Consider the following 6,341-nt stretch of genomic DNA (forward strand, 5'->3'; position numbering starts at 1 on the left):
CTGCACGTGATACCCTATCAATTTACCGAAATTATCCAGAGACACACCCGCGCAAAATGGCAACGGCGTTGCAGAAGCACCATTATAACACCGCTTTTTTACCCAATTCACGGTATGGGTCACCGTTATTGTGGAAAAGTTTTTTCAGGGATTACTAAAATCATTTATACAAGAGGGTTAGTACAACGAATTAGCATCTGCCTTAATACAAATAAGCTAAAGCCGTTTTATCATTCGCATTGAACGGCCTGTCCTCGCCGGAACCAATGCACGACAACATAAATGAGTTGGGATCCGGATTGGGGTTGGTGCCCGGAATAAATACCGCTCCTATGGTAGAAGCGCCTTCATTTACTGTCTGGCCGCCACAACTGTACGAGCGGTCCATATAATCGGTATGACGGAATCCTATGCAATGCCCTATTTCATGCGCCAGTATGGAGGCTACCGTAGCCTGTGGCTGATTGCCGATAGCCCTTGTATTCACCTTTACCTGGTTGTAAGGATTGCCGGTACTGGTAGGGAAACCTGAAGAGGCAAGGTAACTCCCATTCCCTTTTACTATAGCAATATTGCCACCTGAAGATACCCGCTGAAAGGTGATCAACAGCTTTTCGGCATTGTAACGGCCAAGCGCCTCATCCAGGGCAGCTATATAAGGGGAAGGCATTTTTGGATCCATGCTAACCGTAATAACGCGCGGCAGGCGGGTCACCAGATTATAGGTACGATACTGTTCAGCACTGCCTATCCGTAAAAACTGCATATCAGGCACGGCATTCAGATCGGCTTCGCTTAACGCAATATCCCCTTCCACTATATAATTCCCATCCTCATCCAGGGATACATTTTTATTACTAAATCCAAGTGCATAAATTTTACTCAGGGCTTCATCGGAGGGAGCGGCTGTTTGTTCACTGGCAGCATTTTTTCGGCAGGAGAATAATACAACACAGGCTGTGAATACCACAGCCCCCTGAAAAATTTTTCTCATAAGTGTTTTGTTTAAATAGTTTACAAATTGATGGTTCCTTCAATTTAATAAATTTCATAACATAACTTTCAGGTAATTTAAGCAACGCCGTTGCAGAAGAAGCACTTTTATTTATAAATCATTGGCGTTTAGACAGCTTATTAAAAAATTGTTTTCAGTCAAATTTAGTATGTCCAGGAGGGTTAGGCGAAATTATTGATCCGTGTGGCGCCATCATTCACAAATTTTGTAGATTGTATCATGAAACGAACCGGGCTTCTGCTGCTTATCCTTTCATTCACCGTACTGATAGTACAGGCGCAACGTGCTATAGTTCCGGTCAACCGCAAACTATCGCCTGTTTTACAAAACAACAGGCGGTTGTTCACCGATAAAAAAGAACAGGTGTTCTGGATTGTTACATCCAACATCGATTCTGCCAAAAACTACTTTCGTACAAAACAGTTACCTGTTCAAATTCTCCAGGAACAAGCTGGTGGCCTGCTGGTGGTTTCAGCCAGTGGCCCCCTCCTCGATTCATTTGTGTTGAACCAACCTTTTGTACGGTTTGTGGATATACCCCGTATTCCGCATGAAGAACTGGCGGTAGGCACCTTCGATAACAGCCTTAACACCATCAACCTGGTGCACAGCCAGTACCCCCTGTTAACCGGCGCCAATATGGTGGCATCGGTAAAAGAAAACAAACCCGATACTACCGACATCGATTATAAAGCGCGGTATATTTCTACCCCACTCTCGGCTAACCTCATTACTTCACATGCTTCGTACATGTGTACCATCATTGCAGGCGGAGAAAACTCTTTTTATACCGGCAGCGGAGTTGCGTCAGCCGCCTCCCTCATCTCCTCGAACTTCTCCAGCCTGTTACCCGATGCCGATAATGTGTATAAACAATACGGCATTTCGGTACAGAACCATTCTTATGGAACTGGTATTGAAAATTATTATGGGGCCGATGCGGCCGCCTACGACGCCAGTATTATTAATAATCCCGGACTGCTGCATGTTTTTTCATCAGGTAATTCGGGTAACCTCGTTAGCAATGGTCCATACGCAGGCATCAACAATATGGCCAACCTTACCGGCAGTTTTAAAATGGCCAAGAACATCATAACGGTGGGTGCTACCGATTCGTTTGGGAATGTGGCCTTTCTCAGTTCCCGCGGGCCGGCTTATGATGGACGGATAAAACCCGAACTGATTGCATTTGGTGAAGATGGAACATCCGGCGCAGCCGCCCATACCTCAGGCACCGTGCTTTTGCTTCAGCAGTATTACAGGGAAAAACATGGCGGCGCCCTCCCACCCGCCTCACTGGTAAAAGCAGCTTTAATTAATAGCGCCGATGACCGGGGTACAAAAGGACCCGATTATCAGTCGGGTTATGGTAGCCTGAACGCTTACCAGGCCCTGCAGGAGTTGGTGAAGGAACAATACTTTTCTGGTTCGGCGGCACCAGGCGCCACGCAAACCTTTACCATAAACGTGCCTGCCAATACCCGGCAGGTAAAGGTCACCCTGTGCTGGATGGACCCGGCTGCCACCGCCAACGCGCCCAAAGCATTGGTGAACGACCTGGACCTGGAGCTGGTTGATAACAACCTGCAGGTTTGGCAACCCTGGGTGCTCAGCCCGGCCCCTATCATCGACTCCCTGTTAAAACCAGCCGTGCGAAAAAAAGATAACCTGAATACGGTTGAGCTGATCACGATCGACAACCCCATTTCCGGCACCTATACCATTCGGGTCAGGGGGTCCTCTATTACTTCCGGTGGTAATCAGCCCTTCTCCATTGCCTGGCAAACCGATGCAGCCGATCAGTTTCAATGGCAATTTCCTACAGCTGTGGATTATGCCCAAAGTGGTATAGACAACCTGTTGCGCTGGTCATCGACTTTCAATACCAATACCGGCTCGCTGGAATACAGTCTTAACAAAGGCGCCAGCTGGCAAACCATAGATAATTCCACTGTCCTGTCTCAAGGCAGTAGCTACTGGCATGTACCCGATACCTGCAGCATTGCCCTGTTACGAATGACCATCAATGGACAGGTGTTTACGTCCGACACATTCACTATTTCGCCGGTATTACCCATTCATGTAGGATTTAATTGTCCCGATTCTGCCATGCTGTTCTGGGACCGCATCCCCGGCATCAATAGCTACCGGGTATTTCGCCTGGGACAAAAGTACCTGGAGCCTGTTACCACTTCTTCCGACACCAGCATCATCATTCGCCAGCCGGGTAATTTTTTGTGGTACACCGTTGCACCGATGGTCACCCCCGATCGTCCCGGCCTGAAGGCGTACACCATCAACTATCAAATGCAGGGGGTTGACTGTTACCTGAAGAATTTTTTGGTTGACCTCGATAATGGAAATACCGGTGAGCTGATGGCCGAGATCGGCACTACCCTGAATGTTCAACGAATAACGTTTGAGAAGCTTACCAGGAGCGGGTATGAACCTTTGCAAAGTTTTCAACCAGGAACAACACTTTATTTTGAATGGGCCGACAAGAACCTGACAGACGGTGTAAATACCTACAGGGTTAAAATAGAGCTCAACAATGGGATGGTGATATACAGTAATCCCCAAAGCATCTATTACTTCCTCACTACCAGCTATCTTATTTTCCCTAACCCGGTAAAAGCAACAGGTTACTTATCGGTGCTTACCCGGGAAGAGCCTCAAAACACCTATTTGTTACTGTACAACACACTGGGGCAACAGGTATTACAATACCGGATGCAGCAAACGGTTGAAACGATCCCCCTATACGGACTTAAAAGCGGTGTTTATTTTGTGATAATAAAGAAGAATGGGAAGAAGGAATTTACCGGCAAGGTGATGGTGCAGTAGCGGAATGCTCAGGGAGTTGTCTAAGAGTGGTCAGGGAGTGGTCAGAGAGTTGTCTAAGAGTGGTCATATGGACTAGGGTTCCAGTACAGTCTCCAGAGCATCCTCAGACAATACCCAGGCCATTCCGATACCATTATGCTACCATTCAGGTACCATCCCATAAATCCCACTCATCCTACACATCCCAGTTCAGACAACGCAAAAAAACCCACCAGGAAACTGGTGGGTATATATGGTAAGATATACTTAACGTGTTATACGCGGAAGTGAGCAAAAGCCTTGTTGGCTTCAGCCATACGGTGAGTATCTTCTTTCTTTTTGAAAGCACCGCCTTCACCTTTGCTGGCAGCAACGATCTCGTTAGCCAGTTTTTCAGCCATGCTACGACCGTTTCTTTCACGGCTATAGCGGATCAACCACTTCATGCTGAGAGAAACCTTTCTATCAACACGAACTTCGGCTGGGATCTGGAATGTGGCACCACCAATTCTACGGCTGCGTACTTCTACAGCAGGCGTAACGTTGCTCAGTGCTTTTTTCCATACTTCATACCCATTTTCACCGGTTGTTTTAGCAACACGGTCCAATGCAGTATAGAATATATTGAAAGCTGTATTCTTTTTACCTTCCCACATGAGGTTGTTGATAAAACGAGTTACCATCAAATCATTGTACCTGGCATCAGGCGCTAAGGGAATCTTTTTGACTTTTGTCTTCCTCATTTATAAAAATTTGTAGAGCTGTCTAAATTATTTTTTAGCCTTTTCCTTTTTAGTTCCGTATTTGGAACGGCTTTGTTTACGGTCTTTAACACCGGCAGTATCAAGGCTACCGCGTACGATATGGTAACGTACACCTGGCAAATCCTTTACACGACCACCGCGCACCAGCACGATTGAGTGCTCCTGCAGGTTGTGTCCTTCACCTGGAATGTAGGCGATAACCTCTACTTTGTTTGTTAAACGCACTTTGGCCACTTTACGCAAAGCCGAGTTAGGCTTTTTAGGAGTGGTTGTATAAACACGGGTGCACACACCACGACGGAAGGGACAGGAGTCTAATGCTCTTGACTTGCTTTTAGCCTTGATGATTTCTCTTCCTTTTCTTACCAATTGTTGTATAGTAGGCATTCTTAACCTTTTGATTTTGGGACGGCAAAGGTAAGCGGATTAATTTTATAACCAAAAAAATTGAGTCCAATTTTCAGGACAATCCTGCTTATGTGCCTAAAGTGTGCAAAATAAATTGAAAAACAGCGTTTTTCCCTCGTAAAATACCTCAGACTTTGAACATCCACCCGTGATTATCGGTAACCCGGCCTTCGCGAATGTTATCCAGGCGGCTTTTAATTTCCGGGGTAACTGTCCATTTGGTGGTATCGAAAGACATGACAAAATCTTTATATCGCAGCTCGCGGATCAGTGAAACCGTGGCGGCCGTACCGGTGCCAAACACCTCGCGCAGCTCCCCGGCCTGGTACGCATCCATAAGCATATCTACAGAAATGGGTTGTTCTTCTACTTTCAGGCCCATTTCCTCCAGGATGGTCATTACGCTGTCGCGGGTAACGCCGGCCAGGATGGTGCCGGAACTCAGATCGGGCGTATATGCCTTATTACCAATTACAAAGAACACATTCATGGTGCCTATCTCCTGCACATATTTGTGCTCATAAACGTCTGTCCATAAAACCTGGTCATACCCTTTTTTCTTTGCCTGAGCGGTTACATACATGCTGGAACCATAGTTACCGGCCGCCTTGGCCTGCCCTACCCCACCGGGTGCGGCCCGGGTATATTTTTCTTCAACATATATCCGCATGGGCGCGCTGTAATACGGACCGGTAGGCGCCAGGATGATCATGAATTTATAGGTTTCCGAAGGCCGTACGCCGATCATTTCATCGGCTGAGAACATGAATGGACGAATATACAGGCTATGGTCTTTCAGCGCCGGGATCCAGTTCTTATCCATTTCTACGAGCTTGCGCATGCCTTCTATAAAGATCTCTTCAGGCACCTCGGGCATTTCCATGCGGGCGGCTGAAAAATTGAACCGTTTAAAATTATCGTAAGGTCTGAATATGTAAGCTTCCCCGGCTTCGTTCTTATAGGCTTTAATGCCTTCGAATATAGACTGGCCGTAATGAATGGCCGCCAATGACGGGCTTACCACCAACGGCTGGTACGGCTTGATCTCCACGTTCTTCCATTCGCCGTTTTCAAAATCCGCCTCCAGCATGTGATCGGTAAATGTTCTTCCAAAAGGAATGTTTTCGAGCGTAACACCCTGTAACCGGCTACGCTCATTATTTGTAACCGGAATACTATAAGCTTCTACCATAATCAGTATTTTTGAGCCGCAAATAAACAAATAAAGTTCCGGGCTGTCAAATAAATTGCTAACAATCGTTCGTTAAACCTACTAATCCGCTAGACAGCTATATCTTTGATAAAGAACGTATTTTAAAAAATGAGCCTGA

The 6,341-nt window shown here is 46.5% G+C and carries 5 protein-coding genes; 1 reads left to right on the forward strand and 4 read right to left on the reverse strand.

Annotated features, from left to right (window positions below):
* Positions 1-202 precede the first annotated feature (202 nt).
* Complete coding sequence (locus tag ACJ751_RS13325; protein ID WP_407745992.1) at positions 203-994, reverse strand: M57 family metalloprotease; 792 nt, start codon at positions 992-994, stop codon at positions 203-205.
* Positions 995-1,234: 240 nt separating this feature from the next.
* Between ACJ751_RS13325 and ACJ751_RS13330 the strand changes: the two genes are divergently transcribed.
* The gene (locus ACJ751_RS13330; RefSeq protein WP_407745993.1) at positions 1,235-3,859 is read left to right on the forward strand and encodes a S8 family serine peptidase; all 2,625 of its coding nucleotides are present in this window, start codon (positions 1,235-1,237) and stop codon (positions 3,857-3,859) included.
* Positions 3,860-4,113: 254 nt separating this feature from the next.
* Here ACJ751_RS13330 and rpsG read toward each other — a convergent pair whose 3' ends face one another.
* From rpsG to ACJ751_RS13345, 3 genes are all read right to left on the reverse strand, one after another.
* Positions 4,114-4,581, reverse strand: coding sequence for a 30S ribosomal protein S7 (rpsG, locus tag ACJ751_RS13335; protein WP_209139396.1), 468 nt, complete (start codon positions 4,579-4,581; stop codon positions 4,114-4,116).
* Positions 4,582-4,608: 27 nt separating this feature from the next.
* The gene (rpsL, locus tag ACJ751_RS13340; RefSeq protein ID WP_014220863.1) at positions 4,609-4,989 is read right to left on the reverse strand and encodes a 30S ribosomal protein S12; all 381 of its coding nucleotides are present in this window, start codon (positions 4,987-4,989) and stop codon (positions 4,609-4,611) included.
* Between the two features lie 148 nt (positions 4,990-5,137).
* The gene (locus ACJ751_RS13345) at positions 5,138-6,202 is read right to left on the reverse strand and encodes a branched-chain amino acid aminotransferase (RefSeq protein ID WP_407745994.1); all 1,065 of its coding nucleotides are present in this window, start codon (positions 6,200-6,202) and stop codon (positions 5,138-5,140) included.
* Positions 6,203-6,341 lie beyond the last annotated feature (139 nt).

It is taken from the genome of Niastella sp. (genome assembly GCF_045805085.1).
GTDB lineage: Bacteria > Bacteroidota > Bacteroidia > Chitinophagales > Chitinophagaceae > Niastella.